This is a genomic window from Caulobacter sp. SRI_008, from assembly GCF_057586355.1.
The window spans coordinates 1-16,275 of sequence record NZ_JBYCZS010000027.1; the positions used below are offsets into that span (position 1 = coordinate 1).

Genomic DNA, 16,275 nt, shown 5'->3' on the forward strand with positions numbered 1-16,275 from the left:
CCGGCGGCCGCCCAGGCGGCGACGCCGAGCGCCAGCCCGACCGGCGCGGCGGCGAGGATCAGCGTGAGGCGGCGGTCCAGCAATAGAAGCGTCCCTTGAGAGCGATGCGGACGGCGGCGGCGTCCTCCGCGTGCAGATCGACGGCGTCGGCATAGGCCAGGGCCGGGCCGCGCTGAAGGGCGTCCACCAGCCCGACCGCGGCGGCGTAGGGGCCGCGCGCGGCGATCTCAAAACCGGCGGGCGACAGCGGATCGCCGAACGCGGCCTGGCTGGCCGCGACCTCGACGCGGACCTCGCTCAGCCCGGCGGCGGCGGCCAGGCCGTTCAGGCGGGCGCGCAATACGGCCAGATCGGCGGCGCCCGTCGAGGGGCAGACCGCCTCGGCCGCGTAGACCACGCTTCCGCTTCGCCCAGCCAGCAGGCCCTGGGTTCGCTGCTGCACGGCGTCGACGGCGGCCAGCCGCGCGTCGAGATCAGCCGGCTGGGCCAGGCTGGCCAGACCCCAGGCGGCGACCAGCGCCAGGCTCGCGGCGACGACGAAGCCGCCGAACATCAGCACCGGTCCGGGGACGGCGAGGCGCGGGCTCATGGCCGGACCTCCGCGGCGGTGGGGGCGGCGGGCGAGCTGGCGCCCACGCCCCAGAGCCAGACCCCGCGCCGCACGGGCGCGCCGGAGCGCTCCACCGGCCGGTCGGAGGCGACGAAGGGCGAATCCTTGCCGCGGCTTTCCACGGCGGTCAGGCCCGGCTCCCAATGCCAGGCCAGGATGCGGGCCTCGGGTCGCTTGCCGCGGGCGCTCCAGGCCAGTTCGGACAGCGGCGCCTCGAAGCCCGGCCCGCGGTCGCGATCCTCGATCGCCGCCGACAGCTGGCGCTGACGGCGCAAAACCTGGGCGCGCCTCAGGTCGGCGGCGGCGCGCGTCTCCAAGGCCGAAAGGCGCTGCTCGGCTTCTTCGCCGGCGTGCCGGGCGGCGGCGGCGGCGAGGATCGCACCGAACACCAGAAGCCCCGCGCCCAGGCCGACCCCGACCAGCAGGCGCAGGCGGCGACGCTGCTGCTCGGCGGAGACGAACACCACCTTGTGGCGCTCGCCGCTCAGCAGGACCTCGGCCTCCAGCCGTTCGCCGACCTCGGCGCGGCGGACGTAGAAGGCGGCGAAGCGGGTGGGACGGCCGGCGCGCCAGGCTTCCAGTCGCCGCACCTGGTGGGCGACCTCGCCGAACGGCAGCGGCGCGGCGTGGCGCGCCTCCAGGCCCGCGGCGCGGACCTGCTCCCAGGGCCAGCCGGGCGGCGCCGTGATCGAGCGCGCGAAGACCCGGGCCTCGGCGACCTCGGGCTCGGGAGCCGCGTCGACAGCCTCGGCCTCGATGAGCTGGAGATTGGCGGGGGTGATCAAGACGCGTTCCTGCACTGGCCGGACACCCCGTCGAACTGGCACGCGCCCGGCTGACGCGACCAGATCCGCCCCACGGCCAGGGGACGCCCACCCCGCCCCGCGTCGACCACCGCCACGGCCAGCAACGGCCGGCGCGGGGTGGGCGAGGCTGGCGGCCAGGCGTCGTGGACGCCGGCCGCATCGACGAAGCGCAGCACCGGCCGGGCGGCGCCGAACACGACGCTGCGGCGCACGCCGCGCGCATCGACCATCGACAGGACCCCGCCGTCCGCGTCGCTCGTCAGCGCCAGGCCGCAGACGGCGTCGCCGCCGCAGGGCAGGCTGGCGGCGCCGGCCGAGCCTTCGGCGGGCCCGGCGTCGGACCAGGCCGGGCCGACCTGGGCCATCTGCCGGTCGAGCGCCTGCTGCAGGCGCCCCTGGCGGGCCTGCGCCTGGACGCCGGCGGCCGCGCCGGCCTGCAGCCGCCCGATGACGTGCACCGCCTGGGAAAGGCCGCCGATCGCCAGCCCGATCATGACGATCGCCGCCAGCGCCTCGGCCAGGGTGTAGCCGTCCTCGCGCATCAGGCCGCCTCCGGACAGGGGCGCTCGGTGGAAAGCTCATAGCGGCGGCGGCTCTTCTCGCCGCGCAGCCGGACGACGACGCGGCACAGCCGCGGGCGCAGGGTCTGGCCGGTAATCGCAGACACCTCGCGCGACCACGCCAGGCGGTCGCTGCGGCCGGAGGCCTGGTCGATACGGGCGGGCGCGGTCTCGGCCAGATAGCGCAGCAGGGCCTGGGCGGCGGCGATCTCGGCGGCCGTCTCGGCGGCGCGCCGGGCCGCCTGGGCCGCGGTCAGCACGAGCGCCAGACACATGGACAGCACGACCAGCGCGACCAACGCGTCGACCGCGGCGAACCCGTCAACGCCGCGCGGGTCGCGATGAAAAACGCCGGTGGTGATGGCAAATCCGGCGCGCGTCGCCCCAGACACGCACCGCCCCTCGTACAAGAACTTCCGAACGTCGAATCTATCATATAAGCCCGGCGCGCAACCAGTGGTTACTCGCTTGATCTTCGCCCCGAACGCCCGCCCCGCGCGAAACCGCGCCCGCCGCGACACACTGGCGATCGCCGCGTCGGTCGGACTGCACGCGGTCCTGCTGCTGGCGATCTTCGGTCTACCGGGCGGCGAATTGGCCGCGGCCGGCGGCGGCGAGGCGGAGGGCCCAGTCGAGCCCTATGTGGCGGTGGAGCTTTCCGGCCGCGCCGGCGCCGAGCAGCCCGATCCGGCCGAGACGCAGGCGGCCCAGATCGCTCAACTTCTGGCCAAGCTGCGCCAGGCCGATCCCGCAATCGCCATTCCCGTGCCCCAGGACCAGCCGCGCGCCAGCGCCCGCAGCCTGCTCGAGGCGGTGGAGGCCGCGCGCACCGAACGCAGCCGCGGCGAGGCCGACGGCGTCGGTCAGGGCAAGGGACAGCGCGACGACGGCGGACAGGGCGCGGGGCGCGACCGCGAGGGCCAGACCGCCAAGCCCTCTGCCGGCCCGCGGTCGTCGGCCCCGACCAACGGCAAGGGCGCCGGCGCGGGCGGCCTCTTCGGCTTCGTCGAGCCCTGCTGGAAGAAGCTGCCCGGACGCTCGGGCGTGGCGGTGAAGCTGGAGGTCACCCTCGACAGCCGCGGCCTGATCGCCAGCCCGCCGAGGATCCTGCGCCCCGACAGCGCCCCGCCGAGCGACGCCCGCCTGATCGCCGAAGCCCGCGCCATCGCGGCGCTTAGCGGGTGCCTGCCGTATACGGGCGGCGGCGGCTTCGCTGGGCGGCCGCAGGCAGTGGACTTCCCGGCGAGGTGAGGAATCTCTGGGCGGAGGCCTGGGACTTGAAGCCCTGCATCTTTCGCTCCCGTCGCCGGATCGGCAGGCGGCCATTTTCGGCGCGATTGTTTTCGCGCAATCGACCGGGACGATGCAGGTCGTGCAGGTCCAACTCCCAGAGCGCGGCGGTGCAGGAACCAAGGCCGTCGGTTGTGATCGACAGCGGCCCGACGGGCTGGTTACGCAGCAAGCGCTTGATTAACTTCAGCGCGGCGGCCGCCTCCGCTTCAGATTCTTGGCGATCTGCGGTCCGAACTTGATCGTCTAGCAGCGGATCGCCTCGTAGCTGACCTCAATCCCACGCTGCGCCAACAACTCTTGGAGGTCACGGAAGCTCAGGGTGAAACGGAAATAGAGCCAAACGGCGTAGCGGATAACCTCGGCCAGGAACCGGTGACACTTGAACGACAGAGCACGCATGGCGCGCTCCTGCCGCTTCCAACAAGCCACGTCCTGCCAAAGCGCCTCGCAGCGCTCCGGCTAAGCCGACAACACCTCACAGCCCTCCATTCCTAAACCATGCCTGAAATCGAATAGGGTCCGCACTACGCTTAGCCTCTTCTGCCAACTCCTCCACCCTCGCGGAGATAGACTGAGGCAAGGAATCGCATCCTTCAATTACAAGATCATCTATGTGGAAATTGAAATCAAAATCTGCATACTCGAATTCACCCTTTATTCTATAACCCTCCATTGCCGACAAAATACAACCTTTTTCATGTGCATATCGCCACAAACAACGCAACTCATCCGCATCTAAGAGATCAGTTCCCTTAGCCGACAACCCTCTCGTTAGTCGCCCTTCCAAAATTATATTGTCCATAATCTCGATCTCATGGCCCAGAAGGTTTTTCAGGGGGCTTTTCAGGAGGCTTCGCGGGCGGCTTTTGCCTTGGGTTATTTCTATCGTTTACCTGTATAACCTGGCCGGTTCGGTTGTTTACTCGAACGAAATTGCCATTTTTATCAACGTAAACCGTAGTCTTGTCTTTCGGATTGCTGTTGTCTTTACCCTGCTCATATTTGTCGTCGTGGTTTTCGATAACATCGTCAACCTGCCCTGGCGTCCAGCCTTTGCCCTTGAGATAGTCGCCTCCGTCTCCTCGCGAGCCGTGGTCTCTAACTTCCCTCCCGTCTGGCGTCGTGAACGGCTCACTGGGATGAAAATGATCCCAAACTTTCCCGCAGAATGCAGCGCACAGCACGCCGCCTAGCTCAATCGTAGCGGCCAACCCAGCACCAATGACAGCCCCTGGCGCACAACCCAATTCGATGGTCGCGGCACAGCCGGCCCCTGCCATCGCCGGCATAAGCGGACCTAGTCCACTGGGATCGGTCTTATTAAGCGGGTCTCCACCCGTGTAGGCATAGAGGTTGAGATCGTCCCGATACCCGATGGGGTCGGTCTGCAGGAACCAGCCGCGCGCCGGATCATAGGCACGAGCCTTGTAATAGTAGAGCTTCATTTCCGGCAAGGCGATCTGGCCGGTGTAGCGGAAGCGACTGCCCGCGCCCCAGCTGTCGCCCGGCTCGCCATAGGGGCCGTAGGTGTAGACGGTGGCGACGGCGCCGGTCGAAGATGCGATCACCGAGCCCTGGCGATCGGCGTGCAGGCTGCGCGGATCGGAGAAGCCCGCGCCCTCCCACCAGAGGATCGCTTCGTCGACGCCGTAGCTGGGCACGTAGCGCCGCAGCACGTTGCCCGAGGCATCGTACTCGGCCACCAGTTTTTCGCCAGCATAGAGGAACTGGGTGACGGTTCCGTTGATCGTAGCCTGGTAAAGCCGGCCCGTCGGGTCGTAGGCCATGCTGGCGCTCGCCGGTCCAGCCAGCGCCGTCAGCCGGTTCTCGCCGTCATAGGCGAAGTTGCGGCCGGCCCCGTCGTTGATGATGTTGCCGTTGCAGTCGTAGCCCTTACCCGAGGCGGCGCAGCCGCCGCCGCCGATCGCCACGATCGCCGCGTCGCGGTTGAGGCCGTCAGCCGTAGCGCTGAGACTGGTGCTGGTCGCCCCCCAGACATAGGCGTTGTTCGAGATCGACTGACTGGTGGCCTGGCCGGCTGGATTGTAGCCAAAGCCGAAGGTCACGTCCTGAGACGTGCCCGGCAGGTCGTGTGACAGGCTGGTCAGGCGATTGCCGCCATCGAAGCCCCAAGTCGTCGAGGTTCCGTTGAAGACGTTGGTCGCCGAGGTCCGCCGCCCCAGATCGTCGAAGCCGTAGGTGACGAACGGACTGTTGGTGGTCAGCGCCACGGACTTCAGGCGGCTAACCGCGTCGACCGTGTTGGCGACGTAATACCCGTCTGGCCAGGTCATCCGGATCTGGTTGCCAGTCTTGTCGTAGGCGTAAGCCATGGTGCGGCCGAAAGTCGTCTCGCTCACCCGGCGGCCGGCTGTATCGTAGCCGTAGGTCACGGCCTGACCGCTCGAAGTGAACACCGCTATGGTCCGGCGACCAGCCAGATCATAGGCGAAGTTGACATCGGCGATGCTGCTGCCGCCCTTGGAGACCATCCGATTGAGGGCGTCGAAGCCGTAACCGAAGGTCGATCCGTCGCGCTTGCGCCAGTTGGTGCGGTTGCCGTCGACGTCGTAGCCGTATTGCTCGAAGTCGGTCGTGCTCGACACGCCCGCCCCTCGGGTCGTCGACGGGAAGTTCTGCTGAACCAGCCGGTCGAAGCCGTCATAGGTCAGCGTGGTCTTGTTGCCGTTGGCGTCGGTGGTCGTCTGCTGCTTGCCGTTGGCGGTATAGGTGTAGGTCGCGTAGGTGCGCTGGGCGCTCGTTCCGACAGCTTGCAGGGTCTGCAAGGTCTGGCTCGCAAGATCGTAGACCGTCTTGGTCACACGGTCTGGACCTTGCGATCCGGCGGTCTGCAGCGCGCAGGCGTCGGGGCGATCACTGGCGTTGTAAAGATCTGTGAAGATCCCGCTGTTCATCCGCACGGCCGTGCAGACGGCCTGGTTGACGCTGTCGTAGCTGGTCTGGGTCAGGGTCGCCGCGCTGGTCCCCGGATAGGCGTAGACCTGAGTCTTGTTGCCGCTGGCGTCGTAGCGCGTCAGCGTCGACTGGCTGATCACGAAGTTGGTGTAGCTGACCACCCCCGCGCTGAGCGCAACCGAGTCCACCGTGCCGACATCAAGGCGCACCACGCGCCCCGTGGCGTCGTATGTCGTCAGCTCCGCCCGCCGCTTGAGCGCCCCCGAAGACCCGTCCGGATCCGGCCCGATCTTCATCGTCGGCCGCCGCATGGCGTCGTACTGGGTGTAGCTCGTATAGTCGGCCGTCGTGTAGGTCTGCGCTCGCACAGCGCCGACACTGAACAGATTGGCCAGAACGGTCGCGACGACCATTCCAGTAGCCCAGGGCCTCAGCTTCATTTCTTTGCTTCCCGTCGGCCGGCTCACGGACACACCCCCGCGCGCGGATCGGTCTCGCTGACCACGTTGCCGGTCGCGTCGAAGCTCTTGCAGCTGGTCGCCGCCACGCCGGTCGGATCCAGCGTCGAACTGGTCGGATTGCCCAGGGCGTCATACGCAGTCGTCGTCACCACGCCCGTCGGGTCGGTGACCTTGGTCCGCTGGCCGTAGGCGTTGTACTCGAAGGACCAGACCGGCCGGACGCCGCTGACCGCCGGCTGGGTCGCCGTCGAGACCTCGCCAACGCCGTTGCCCGAGGCGACATAGGCGAAGTCGGTCTGATTGCCGCGGGCGTCCTTCACCCACGACGGCTTGTTCCAGGTCGCGTCGTAACCAGCGGTGACGCTGATGGCGGCGAGGCTCGAGCCGGACTTGGCCGTCTTGTCGAGCTGGATGACGTTGTCGCTGCCGTCGTACTTGAACTGGTCGATGTCGCCTTCCGGATAGGTGCGCGACGCGACACGGCCAAGGCCGTCATAGGTGCTCTTCACCGTCCGCCCGAGCTCGTCGATGTGGCGGACGGACCTGCCGCGCTGGTCGTAATAGACCACGTAGCCGCCGCCGAGCGGGTTCACGCGCTCGCCACGCCCGCCTTCACCGATGTAGAAGGTATGGCTCTGGCCGGTCTGGTAGCCGACGCCGTCCTGCGCCGCCATGACCCGGCCCAGGCTGTCATAGGTATAGGCCGCGGTGGGAACCGTGCTTCCGGGCTCGTAGGTGCGAACGATCTGCTTGTAGGGAATAGGCCGCGCCGTGGCCGAACGCGCGACGACCGGCGCATATTCCACTCGCCACCAGCCGCCGTTCGCATCCTTCCAGGCGTCGCCGGCGGAGTCGAACGTGTAGTCCGTCGTGGCGATCAGCGATCGGCCCAGGCTCGTCTTGCGCGTGCTGTAGTCGATATAGACGCCCGACGGCCAGGTGCGGCGGACGACCGAGAAGCCGTAGGCGTTGGCGCACTCCATCTCGGTGTCGTAATTGACCTTCCAGGGCGACATCGTCACCGTCTCCCCGTCCGCGTGGCGCAGGGAGAAGCTCATGCTCATCTCGTCCCAGCGTCGCGAGGTCGAGATCGTCTTACGGATGGTGCCGGGCCATTCGGAGTGACAGACGTCGCGCACCTTGGCCCGCGCGCCCGTCTGGGTCAGCACGCCCGGCGATCCCACCGGCGCGCGCCAGGTTCCGTCGGCGAGCTTCACGTACTGCGCGCCCTTGAAGCCGTAGGTGAGCGTCGCGACGTTGCCGACGAACTGCCGACGCCACCAGTCGGCGGCAAGCGTCGCATAGACGTCGCGCGAAAGATCGCTCAGCCCGCTCTGGGCGAAGATGTCCTGCTGGACGGCGAAGGCCGCCAGCGACTGGGCGGCGGCTTCCGGCCGGGTCTGGCCCATGGCCTCGAGACCTGAAGCCGAAACGGTGAACCACGGCGTCTCGTCATTGGTCCAGCTGTTCTGCGGCGGCCCGCCGCAATAGCCGAAGAAGCAGGCCGTCGGCCCGGCCTTGTAGGTCTTGCGGTTCTGGACCGCGAAAGGCTCCTCGCCATTGCCCGTCGAGGCCAGGACCGGCGTCGAATAGGTCATGACGCCCGTCTTCAGGTCGACGCCCATGACCGAGCTTCGATCCACGAGCCTGTCCTTCAGGCGATCGGCCGCACGGCCAGGATCGAAGACGCCGGCGAGTTCGGGCTCGTTGCCGCCGCCGCCCTTCGACATGCCGTCGTAGCCGGTGATGACGTGCGCCACCTGCAGCACCTGGCCGTCGGCGTCACGCCTGGTCGCCACGAACGCGCCGCCGCGCTGGCGGGTCGGATCATAGTTCGAGGTGCACCACTTCGAATTGAAGAGCCACAGGATCACACAGTTCTGCTCTCCCGAGATCGGACCGAACCGGGCGCCCGGACCGAGCATCGCCTCGCCAGGCGCGGTGATCGAAAATCCGGCATCGACGAAGAGCTGAAGGTCGTAGTTCAGCTCGGTCTTCAGGTTGGTGCTCAGCGAGAAGTTGAACGGCGGGCTCGACGAGCAGCCGTCGGTCGCTCCTTCGTAGACGATCGCCGAGCTGATGCGGCCGGCCTGGGTCGAGCCGGAGAAATCATAGAAGCGTCGCTGTCCAGCGGCGCACGGATCCTCGTCGTCGGGCGTGTTGGCCCAGGCGAAACGGGTCGCCGTCGACGAGGTGTCGGGCATGCCTTCGACCTGCTCCAGCATGCTGCCTTCGAGCGCAGCCGCGCTGGCCGCCACCGAGCGCGAGAGCGCGGGAACGCGGCTCTGGTCCGAGCCGGCGCCGCTCACCGCCAGGGTCGTGTCGATGTTGATCGAGGTGAACTGGTCGGCGACCTGGAAGTCGTAGGGAAGACTGGAGTTCTCTGGGTGGTTCTGGATGACCGTCAGGCCGTGACGCCAGGCGATCAGACCCAGGCTGTGCTGATGGTCGATGCGCGCGTCGCCGACCGCCCCCTGCAGGGCGAACATGCGGGTGACCTGCGCCAGCCACGAGGCGGCTATGCCGTGGCGCTGCTCGACCTGCAGCGGTTGGTCGCCCTGATAGCAGACATAGGACGGGTCACAATCGTTGGGCGGTGGAGCCACCCAGCTCGGAAGCGTGCGCTTGTCCTCAGCCTCGCCGCTCCACTTGGAGGCCAGGGCGGACGAGACGTTGCCGAAGCCGGCGACAATGGTCAGGGGCACCGTGAACAGGGCGTCCTTGGTGACGCTCTGGTCCCCAAACGTCCCGCTCGAGGCGGCGTAGGGGTGGTTGATGGCCAGTGTCACGTAGCCTGACGGCCGCGACCCACAGGCGCCCTGCTTCGTGGTGTCCTTGTCCTCGGTGTAGGTCTGCAGCGCGACGTCGTCGACGACCAGCGACACCGTCTGGTGGCAATAGTCCGTCGGGACCTTGACGCTCGTGGAGTCGAAGTTGGTGTTCAGCCCGAAGCGGCGACCATAGAAGTCGTCGGTGTAGAGCACGCGGTCGAGCAGCGTCACCGGCACGGTGGCCGCCTGGGTCACGGTGACCTGCAGGGTCGTGCGGTACTGGTCGGGGATGTCGCCCGTGATCGTCTCGGCCGAGCCGGTGGAATAGCCGGCCGGGGTCGCGTTGCGCCAGCCGCCGGTCGGCGCGTACTCCTGGACGATCTGCGGCAGGCCGACGACGTCGTCGAGGTCTCGCCCCGCCGCCTGGGCCGTCAGAACGGCCTGGAGTTGCGTGCTGCGCGCCTGGAGATAGGCCTCCAGGCCGGTGGCGTTGATGCTCTTGATGTAGGCCGAGCCGGAAGAGGTGTCCGAGCCAGACGACACCGTCGAGCCGGCGGTGCTGGCCGCCGCCCCGGTAGTGAAGCCCATGTCGGTCTTCACGTCGCGGAGGCTGGTGGCGGCGCGGGCCTTGAAGCTGGGATCGAAGGCGTACCAGGCGCCGCCGATCTGGACCTCGGACCAGACGTGCAGCAGCGTGACTGATGAGATCGCGCCGCTGGTCGCACAGCTGGCGTCGGTGGTCCCGTTGACGCTGGCGGGAACGCCGCCGCCCGCGAGCAGCTTGCAGGCGGCCTTGGCGTCGCTGATCCCGGTCCAGGAGGCAAAGGCCTCGCCCGTCATAGTGACGGGGCCGATGCGGTAGCGGGCGGTGTAGCCGGCCTGACGCACCAGCTCGACGAACAGCAGGTTCTGGTCGAAGGGCGTGCCCGAACGGTCGATCATCGCCCCCAGCGCGCCCTTGCGGACCCCGAAGGCGAACTCGGTGGTGATCTGGTTGTGGACGTATTCGTAGATGTTGTCGGGGCTGCCGCGCAGCGCCCGCGCGCCCTCGACGATCTCGGGCGGCCGGCCTTCGAAGCCGCTGACGCCGACATAGGACGAGGAGTGGGTCGTGCCGGTCCCGTAATAGGCCTGGGCCTGGCTGGGCGAAACCGCCTGGGCCTGCAGGAAGCTCATCGCGGGAAGCGTTTCACCACAGGCGCCGGTGGCCCACAGCAGCGCGAACGCGCCCGCCGACGCCAGTCGTGCAGATTTCTTCAAGCAGCAATCCCCCGATCACAGATTGGGTGAGACAAATTGGGAAGAGCGGCGGGACGAGCCGTGATCTCGTCCCGCCTTTGGCGGTCGCCGGTTCGCGGCGCAGCGATCACTGAACGATGCCGTTGACGGTGCCTTCGACGTCCACCCAGGCGGTGGCGGTGTGGCCGTTGCCGTCCGAAATCGTGTAGCTGAACTCGTTCGAGCCAGCGACGACCTTGCTCAGGGTGACCGTCGTCGAGGTGAAGGTGACCTTCGCCCCCGTGCTCGGCTGGGTGACCGAAATGATCGTCAGGGTGTCGCCGTCCGCGTCGGTGTCGTTGGCCAGCACGGCCAGCGTCTTGGCGGTCGATGTCTTCTCGATCTCGTAATAGTCGCTGTTGGCCAGCGGCGCGGCGTTGGCGTTCACCGTGACGCTGACGGTCGCCGCCGCGCTGGTCCCGCCAGGACCCGTGGCGGTGTAGGTGAAGCTGTCGGACCCGACATAGCCGGTGGTCGGCGTGTAGGTCGCCGTCGTGCCGCTGATCGAGACCGAGCCGTGGCTCGGGGTCGAGGCCGCCAGGCTGGTGTAGACGCCGCTGGGCGACAGGGTGATCGCCTTGGCCTTGTTGTAGGCCGTCGTGGCCGAGACGGCCGCCACGGTGGGCGCGGCCGGGACGTTCACCGTCAGGCTCGCCGTCGCCGCCGAGCTCGTGCCGCCCGGGCCGGTGGCCGTATAGGTGAAGCTGTCGGACCCGTAGTAGCCGCTGGTCGGCGTGTAGGTCGCCGTCGTCCCGCTGATCGACACCGCGCCGTAGCTGGGCGACGAAGCCGTCGCCAGGCTCGTATAGACGCCGCTCGGCGACAGGCTGAACGAGATGGCGGTGTTGTAGGCGGTCGTGGCCGAGACGGCCGAGACGGTCGGCGCGGCCGGTGTGGCGACGGTCAGGCTGACGGTCGCCGCCGAGCTCGTGCCGCCGGGGCCGGTGGCGGTGTAGGTGAAGCTGTCGGCCCCGTAGTAGCCGCTGGTCGGCGTATAGGTCGCCGTCGCCCCGCTGATCGACACCGAGCCGTGAGCCGGCGACGAGGCCGTCGCCAGGCTGGTGTAGACGCCGCTGGGCGACAGGCCGAACGAGGTCGCGGTGTTGTACGCCGTCGACGCCGAGACCGCCGAGACGGTCGGCGCGGCCGGGGTGGCGACGGTCAGGCTGACGGTCGCGGCCGAGCTCGTGCCGCCGGGACCGGTGGCCGTGTAGGTGAAGCTGTCCGAACCATAGTAGCCGCTGGTGGGCGTATAGGTCGCCGTCGTCCCGGAGATCGACACCGCGCCGTGACCCGGGGTCGAGGCCGAGAGGCTGGTGTAGACGCCGCTCGGCGACAGGCCGAACGAGGTGGCGGTGTTGTAGGCGGTCGAGGCCGAGACGGCCGAGACGGTCGGCGCAGCCGGCGCGGCGACAGTGATGCTGACGGTCGCGGCCGAGCTCGTGCCGCCGGGACCGGTGGCCGTGTAGGTGAAGCTGTCCGAACCGTAGTAGCCGCTGGTCGGCGTGTAGGTCGCCGTCGTCCCGCTGATCAACACCGAGCCGTGAGCCGGCGACGAGGCCGTCGCCAGGCTGGTGTAGACGCCGCTCGGCGCCAGGGTGATCGCGGCGGCGGTGTTGTAGGCCGTCGAGGCCGAGACCGCCGAGACGGTCGGCGCAGCCGGGACGGCGACGGTGATGCTGACGGTCGCCGCCGCGCTCGTGCCGCCCGGACCGGTGGCCGTGTAGGTGAAGCTGTCCGAACCGTAGTAGCCGCTGGTCGGGGTGTAGGTCGCCGTCGTGCCGCTGATCGACACCGCGCCATGGCCCGGGCTCGTGGCGGCCGCCAGGCTGGTGTAGACACCGCTGGGCGACAGGGCGATCGCCTTGGCCGTGTTGTAGGCGGTCGAGGTAGAGACGGCCGCCGCGGTCGGCGCCGCCGGCGTCGCCACGGTGACGCTCACGGTCGCGGTCGCCGTCCCGCCTTTGCCGTCCGAGATCGTGTAGGTGAAGCTGTCGGCGCCGTAGTAGCCGCTGGTCGGCGTATAGGTCAGCGACGCGCCGCTGTTGATCACCACCGAGCCGTGACCGGCCGAACCGACCGCTGTGATGGTCAGGCCGTCCCCGTCGGTGTCGGCGTCGTTGCTTCGCGGATCGAAGGTCAGCGCCCCATTGTAGCTGACACTGATGGCGTCGGCGCTGGCGGAGGGAGCGCGGTTGGCCCGTACCGCCGACTGTTGGGTCCGGTTGCCCGCCGCATCATAGGCGTAGGTCACCGTATCACCGGTCGAATAGGCGACCGCGACGACCCGCCCCAAAGCGTCATAGCTGTAGGAAACTGTTTGCTGAGACCACGCTACAGCCGGCGCACTTGCGATCAAACCAGCGCACATCAGGCGCCAGCCCTTCCCCCGAAAGGCCATATTCAACACCGCCCCAAGCGCGTCTTAATCACGCATACAACCCGAGACAGCAGTACTATCAGTCGACGCACTCAAACAATGCGAGATTGAGTTATTTTTAAATACAGAATGGCTACAAATTGACACTTATCGCAATAAGTGTAAAAATTAATTCGCCACACCTTATGCACAAAAGTACAACGATACTATAAATCACAATTCTTTATCTTTAAATGATTACAACACAAATATGTTGATGAGTAAAATACTATTTTATAATACATAACATTGCATTTTATTCTTAAATAAATAATAACTCTACGCGCAACAGTCATCGTAAATCTGATTGTTTCGGAAAAATACGTCGCCGGAAATGGATGCATGCAGCCGACAATCATTGACTGACGAATGCATCCCGCCGCCTGTGCGATTCGATCGCCGGGCCTTGCGCCGCAAGCTCCAACAGGCCCGACCAAATATACAATGGGCACAGAAGGGCTCGCGTAGCCTCACCTTAGCGACGCACATGCACAGCGACGTCGGAACCCAAGACGCCAGCACCGAAGCTGTCGCGGCCAGGGTGAAAGAATACACCCCGAGTTGAATTAATCAGTTGTACGCACGCCTCACCGGCTTCCCTTACGGCGCGCACCTGGTGAGCGCGCCTCGCACAGCCGCTTGATCGAGGGAAAGCAGGCCCAGCCGTCGCCGTCGTCGCGTGCGTGCTCGGCCAGGGCCACCAGCAGGAACTTGGCGCCGGAGCTTTCAATGGGCGTGCGGAACGCCCAGCGGATCGCTTCGAGGGCCATCAGCAAGCCTCATGACGGAGGCCAAAGACGTTAGACAGAGACCTGAAATTCCTTAGAAAAATCAAAGCCCGACTTGAAAGCGTTAGACAGCTCAAGCCCTTGTTCTCATTGGGCCGCGGGACACCCTCCCGGGCCGCGATGCGGCTGCGGCCGCTTGTTGTCGGCGTCACTGCTCCATCGCGCAGGGGGAGGCCGCCTGCGGGTCGGACCAGTACCAGAGAAGGCTCGCCGCCGTCTTGGGGTCGGACGCCCGCTGCAGGGCCGCCAGGCCGTAGCGGCGGACGTCGAGGCAGGCGAGGCCGAGGGCCTGGTCCGCCGGCGAAAGGCTCGCCCAATCCTGCCCTCCGGCGAGCGTCGGCGGCGCGTCCGCCACCTGGAAGCCGCCGGTGAGCGAGGTTTCGGCATTGTCCAGGACGAGGCGCCAGCGCCCCACGCGCGGGCGCCAGTTCAGCTCGATCAGGTCGCTTTCAGGGGCGACCGAGGCCGTGGCGGCCAGGCGTCCGCGCGGATCGTAAAGGGACAGGCGCGTAGGCTGCCCCGGAGGCGTGATCGGCACGCGCAGGCGGCCCGTATCCTTGGTCAGCACGGCCGAACCGTCCGACAGGCCGGCCACGCCGAACATGTAGGCCGACGGCCGCAGCGACCCCGTCGAGCGCGCCGTCTCGGCCTGCTCGTCGAGAAGCCCCTTCAAGGCCTCGCGGGCGAGGCCGATGATGTAGTCGATCCGGGTGGGAACCGGGTAGCTCGTATTGGCGGCGACGATCTTGGGCGCGAAGCGCCCGTAGAGCGAGAGATCGACCTGGCGCGCGCCGGCGAACACCAGATCGCCCACGCACAGGTCGTCGCGCACGGTGACGCGGATCGATCGACCGTTCCGTCCCACGACCACGGACGTATCGGCCGGCTGCAGGACGCGCCCGGCGGTCTGCCGATCAGGGCAGCCCTGGGCCGCCGCCGCGCCGGCGACCCCCAGCGACGCCAGGAGAACGAGGACGGGCAGTTTCATGGCTTCTCCTTGGCTCCCATCACGTCCACCAGGATCGAGACGATGGTGACCGACAGCAGCACCATGGCGATCCCGGGCCATGCGCCGATCGGCGCGAACCAGGCGGCCAGCGCCGCCAGGGGCCAGGCGCAGGCCACGGCGCTGAGGATGCCGGTCACCGTGGAGTTGGTCAGGGCCAACGCCGCAACCGACGAAGCACCGCCGCCCTGCTGCTTTGGCCAATGGCGCAGGCCGAAAACCGGCTGCTTCTCAGACAGCTTGTCCCTCAGCCAGGCGCAGGCCGCGAACATCAGGCTGGCCGCCAGGCTCAAGACCGGCGACAGGAGGATGTTGGCCCAGGCCGGCCAGCGCGGCGCGTTCATGTAGCGCACCGTCGTGTCCAGGTGGGCGGCGATGAGGATCGCCCCCGAGATCGGCGAGTCCCAATAGGCGCGAAAGTGGTCGGGAGCGCGGCGCGTGTCCTGGCCGATCACGACAACGGCCCCCGCCAGGGCGCCGACGGTCTTGCGGGGCTGGGCCAGCATCGCCGACAGGCCGATGACGGCCGGCTCCTCGGCGGCGCTCCCCGCTCGGCCCCGCGCCTTGACCACCGGCTCGGGCGGGCGCGCCTCGCGCTCGGCGCCGTTGCAGGCCGCCAGGAGATCGGGCGCGGCGTCGCGATAGAAGTCCGACGTCCAGGCAGGGCCGAGCTGTCCGCCGCCGCTCCGCGTGAACTGCTCGACGATCCAGCCCAGGGAGGAAAGGCCGAACGGCCGGCCCTCGCGCAAGGCGCAGCCATACTGGTGGAACAGGCGCACGGCGCCATCGACCGTCGGCGCCGGGATCGAGCAGGCCCAGCCGAGGCGCGTGGCGCTGGTCGCGGTCGGGCTGAGCAGGTCGTCATAGGGGGTGTCATGCCACCGCCTCAGGTTCTGCACGCCCGCGGCCCGTCCCGCCGGCTCGCCGCAATCCTCGGACCGGATCATCAGGAGCGGCGGCGCCCTGGGCGCCGAACGCCAGCGCTCCAGGGCCTGGCGCAGCACGGCCTCGTCGGCTTCCGGCGCGATCGGGGCCACGTCGATGTCGAGCACCACCATCGCGGGCGGAGCCGGCGCATCGAGCACCGTGTTCAACAGGTTGGCGATGACGACGCGGTCGAAGGCCTGCACGGGCGGACTGCGGCGCGCCGTGTCGACACGCGCGTCCCAGTCGGCCTGGTCGGCCAGGATCACGACCAGCGGCGCGAAGGCGGGCGTGCGGTTCAGCCGCCCGGCCTTGCTAAACAGATCGTCCGCGTTTTCCCGCACGGCCCCGCTGAAGACGGCCGGCAACAGGCCGACACGCTCCAGACCCATCGCCAGCCAACAGAGCAGCGTGGCCATGACCGCGACGAACAACCATCGCGG

General features: G+C 68.0%; 11 protein-coding genes and 1 pseudogene. 1 reads left to right on the top strand and 11 read right to left on the bottom strand.

Going from position 1 to position 16,275, the window contains the following annotated elements; all coding sequences use genetic code 11:
• Positions 1-58 precede the first annotated feature (58 nt).
• From AC2YHT_RS20885 to AC2YHT_RS20900, 4 genes are read right to left on the bottom strand one after another with little or no spacing between them, the layout of a single operon-like run.
• Positions 59-589, bottom strand: coding sequence for a hypothetical protein (locus tag AC2YHT_RS20885; RefSeq protein WP_487291814.1), 531 nt, complete (start codon positions 587-589; stop codon positions 59-61).
• Positions 586-1,395: a hypothetical protein gene (locus AC2YHT_RS20890; RefSeq protein WP_487291815.1), complete on the bottom strand. Its 810-nt coding sequence runs from the start codon at positions 1,393-1,395 to the stop codon at positions 586-588. The genes AC2YHT_RS20885 and AC2YHT_RS20890 overlap by 4 nt, the downstream gene beginning before the upstream one ends.
• Entirely contained in the window at positions 1,392-1,958 is a 567-nt protein-coding gene (locus AC2YHT_RS20895; protein WP_487291816.1) for a hypothetical protein, read from the bottom strand. The genes AC2YHT_RS20890 and AC2YHT_RS20895 overlap by 4 nt, the downstream gene beginning before the upstream one ends.
• A complete protein-coding gene (locus tag AC2YHT_RS20900; protein WP_487291817.1) occupies positions 1,958-2,368 on the bottom strand; it encodes a hypothetical protein in 411 nt (136 codons plus the stop codon). The genes AC2YHT_RS20895 and AC2YHT_RS20900 overlap by 1 nt, the downstream gene beginning before the upstream one ends.
• A gap of 76 nt (positions 2,369-2,444) precedes the next feature.
• Between AC2YHT_RS20900 and AC2YHT_RS20905 the strand changes: the two genes are divergently transcribed.
• Positions 2,445-3,227 carry a hypothetical protein gene (locus tag AC2YHT_RS20905; protein ID WP_487291818.1) on the top strand — a complete coding sequence of 261 codons (783 nt, stop codon included), beginning with the start codon at positions 2,445-2,447 and terminating at the stop codon, positions 3,225-3,227.
• On the opposite strand, the pseudogene AC2YHT_RS20910 reads toward AC2YHT_RS20905, so the two are convergent.
• The 7 genes and pseudogenes from AC2YHT_RS20910 to AC2YHT_RS20940 all read right to left on the bottom strand — a co-directional run.
• A pseudogene (locus tag AC2YHT_RS20910) lies at positions 3,220-3,668 on the bottom strand (IS6 family transposase); the annotation flags it as partial. The gene AC2YHT_RS20905 and the pseudogene AC2YHT_RS20910 overlap by 8 nt on opposite strands.
• 413 nt (positions 3,669-4,081) lie before the next feature.
• Positions 4,082-6,598, bottom strand: a complete 2,517-nt coding sequence (locus tag AC2YHT_RS20915) for an RHS repeat-associated core domain-containing protein (protein ID WP_487291819.1) — start codon at positions 6,596-6,598, stop codon at positions 4,082-4,084.
• A 50-nt stretch (positions 6,599-6,648) separates the two neighbouring features.
• A complete protein-coding gene (locus AC2YHT_RS20920; protein WP_487291820.1) occupies positions 6,649-10,677 on the bottom strand; it encodes a transglutaminase domain-containing protein in 4,029 nt (1,342 codons plus the stop codon).
• Positions 10,678-10,783: 106 nt separating this feature from the next.
• A complete protein-coding gene (locus AC2YHT_RS20925; RefSeq protein WP_487291821.1) occupies positions 10,784-12,991 on the bottom strand; it encodes a beta strand repeat-containing protein in 2,208 nt (735 codons plus the stop codon).
• A gap of 710 nt (positions 12,992-13,701) precedes the next feature.
• A complete protein-coding gene (locus tag AC2YHT_RS20930; protein ID WP_487291822.1) occupies positions 13,702-13,884 on the bottom strand; it encodes a hypothetical protein in 183 nt (60 codons plus the stop codon).
• A gap of 166 nt (positions 13,885-14,050) precedes the next feature.
• A complete protein-coding gene (locus AC2YHT_RS20935; RefSeq protein ID WP_487291823.1) occupies positions 14,051-14,890 on the bottom strand; it encodes a hypothetical protein in 840 nt (279 codons plus the stop codon).
• A complete protein-coding gene (locus AC2YHT_RS20940) occupies positions 14,887-16,251 on the bottom strand; it encodes a hypothetical protein (RefSeq protein WP_487291824.1) in 1,365 nt (454 codons plus the stop codon). The genes AC2YHT_RS20935 and AC2YHT_RS20940 overlap by 4 nt, the downstream gene beginning before the upstream one ends.
• Between the last annotated feature and the right edge of the window lie 24 nt (positions 16,252-16,275).

What these genes read in the sequence shown, in the direction of transcription:
- AC2YHT_RS20940 (WP_487291824.1), bottom strand. Translation starts at nt 16,251, where the DNA reads ATGGCCACGCTGCTCTGTTGGCTGGCGATGGGTCTGGAGCGTGTCGGC.
- AC2YHT_RS20930 (WP_487291822.1), bottom strand. Translation starts at nt 13,884, where the DNA reads ATGGCCCTCGAAGCGATCCGCTGGGCGTTCCGCACGCCCATTGAAAGC.
- AC2YHT_RS20895 (WP_487291816.1), bottom strand. Translation starts at nt 1,958, where the DNA reads ATGCGCGAGGACGGCTACACCCTGGCCGAGGCGCTGGCGGCGATCGTC.
- AC2YHT_RS20935 (WP_487291823.1), bottom strand. Translation starts at nt 14,890, where the DNA reads ATGAAACTGCCCGTCCTCGTTCTCCTGGCGTCGCTGGGGGTCGCCGGC.
- AC2YHT_RS20915 (WP_487291819.1), bottom strand. Translation starts at nt 6,598, where the DNA reads ATGGTCGTCGCGACCGTTCTGGCCAATCTGTTCAGTGTCGGCGCTGTG.
- AC2YHT_RS20885 (WP_487291814.1), bottom strand. Translation starts at nt 589, where the DNA reads ATGAGCCCGCGCCTCGCCGTCCCCGGACCGGTGCTGATGTTCGGCGGC.